Origin of the sequence: Faecalicatena contorta, assembly GCF_021531995.1 — a bacterium.
Lineage (GTDB): Bacteria > Bacillota > Clostridia > Lachnospirales > Lachnospiraceae > Dorea_A > Dorea_A contorta_A.
This window is the reverse complement of the sequence record NZ_JAFBIZ010000299.1, coordinates 1-554: the sequence shown is the minus strand read 5'-3', so window position 1 is coordinate 554 and position 554 is coordinate 1. Positions and strand designations below refer to the sequence as shown.

The window sequence follows — 554 nt, the reverse complement described above, 5'->3', positions numbered from 1 at the left end:
GTTCATATATCTGTAATGGTATTATTTTACAGGAAAGAAAAAAAGAATACAAGTTTTTTTATGTATTTTAGAAAAAAGAAAATAAAATACAGAGAAAAAAGCACAGAATCCGAACTCCCGGAGTTCGGATTCTGTAAGAATAGTGGACCTGGCGGGAGTTGAACCCGCGTCCGAAAGCCCATCCATCGAAGCATCTCCCATCACAGTCATTATATTGACATTCCCTCTGTCCGTCACCTAATGACAGGTTACGGACTTTAGTAGCTTCATAAGTTCTTCCATTCCCTCAAAGCTTTGGAAACGAAGTGCTCCGCCTCGTTGAAGCCGGTAACCCGGGCAGCGGATGACCCGGGGCCGACTGCCGCCAGATTAGGCAGCGTACGCTAATTCTCTATTGTCTGCGTTTATATTTAATTGGAACTTTTATCGTAGTGTCCCGCTACGGATGGCTTCTCCAACTTCCAGACCCCCGTCGAAACCAGTACAAGCCCTGAAAAAAATCCTGTTGTTGGTCTGCAGACTGTCCTTCTTAGGTAAAGTATATTATATAGAAG

At 43.7% G+C, this 554-nt stretch carries 1 other RNA gene; it reads right to left on the bottom strand.

The features are described from left to right. Positions 1 to 140: 140 nt before the first annotated feature. Positions 141 to 491: a transfer-messenger RNA gene (ssrA, locus tag JQM82_RS16045) on the bottom strand. Between the last annotated feature and the right edge of the window lie 63 nt (positions 492 to 554).